This window comes from Oleiphilus sp. HI0061 (assembly GCF_001635675.1).
On sequence record NZ_LWFE01001532.1, the window covers coordinates 1 to 1,211 of the forward strand.

Genomic DNA, 1,211 nt, shown 5'->3' on the forward strand with positions numbered 1-1,211 from the left:
GTTTTGCGCGTAAAATCCCTCGAAGTCGAAAATGATGGTGACAAAGGCTTAACCATATTTGATGAGCCTAAAACTGTTCGTGGTACTGCTTTACTGACGTTCTCGCACAAAGTTGATGCGGATGATCAGTGGTTATTCCTACCAGCACTAAAGCGTGTTAAGCGAATCGCGTCTAAAAACAAGTCTGGCCCATTCATGGGAAGTGAGTTTGCCTTCGAAGACTTAAGCTCACAAGAAGTTGAAAAGTATAGCTATGAGTACTTAAAAGACGAAGCGTGTGGCACAGAAACCTGCTTTGTTGTTAAACGCTTCCCAACAGATAAAAACTCTGGCTACACAAGCCAAATTGCCTGGATCGACCAGAGTGAATACCGCGTCCATAAAATTGAATTTTATGACCGTAAAAAAGCGCTACTAAAGACCCTCAACTCTAGTGATTACAATCAATATCTTGACCAATACTGGCGCCCGAATGTGATGAAGATGCAGAATCACCAGACAGGTAAAAGCACTGACTTAATCTGGAGCAATTTTCAGTTTTCTACCGGGCTAAGTGATAGTGACTTCACCAAGAACAGCTTGAAGCGCGCTCGCTAGTCTAATTTCCGCTCTATTGACCTAAACAGCACTGCAAAAAATGTACATCCAGTCACAGATAATGTGATTGTTTGTACATTTTTTCTTTTTTAGCTGCATAAACATCGCCCTGTCATACTCTCGCGTCTATACTGGCATCTTCATATTTTTAATAAAATAATACAGAACTAACCAGTAACACAGGCAGCACCCGAACTATGCAATCATTTCACGCTCCAAACCGCATCTTAATGGGCCCTGGCCCGTCAGATGTTTCCGAAAGAGTACTTAAAGCACTATCTCAGCAAACCATCGGTCATATGGACCCTAGCTTTGTATCGCTAATGAATGAGATAAAATCTCTTCTTCAGTACGTTTTCCAAACCAAAAACGAACTTACGATTCCGGTATCTGCACCAGGTTCATCTGGTATGGAAACCTGCTTTATGAATATGGTTGAGCCGGGTGACAAAATTCTTGTCTGCATTAACGGCGTATTTGGCATGCGCATGAAAGAAGTCGCGACTCGCGCAGGTGCTCAGGTTGAAGCCATCGAATTTGAGTGGGGCGAAGCTGTTGAGCCAGAAGTAGTAGACCAGAAGCTTTCAGAAAATCCTGATATTTCAATGATCGCT

1 protein-coding gene and 1 pseudogene are annotated in these 1,211 nt (G+C 42.7%); both read left to right on the top strand.

From position 1 onward, the window contains the following. A partial coding sequence (locus tag A3735_RS23855; RefSeq protein WP_068638791.1) for an outer membrane lipoprotein-sorting protein occupies positions 1-597 on the top strand: 597 nt, incomplete at its 5' end. 197 nt (positions 598-794) lie between these two features. Continuing rightward, positions 795-1,211 (top strand): annotated as a pseudogene (locus A3735_RS23860) (aminotransferase class V-fold PLP-dependent enzyme); the annotation flags it as partial.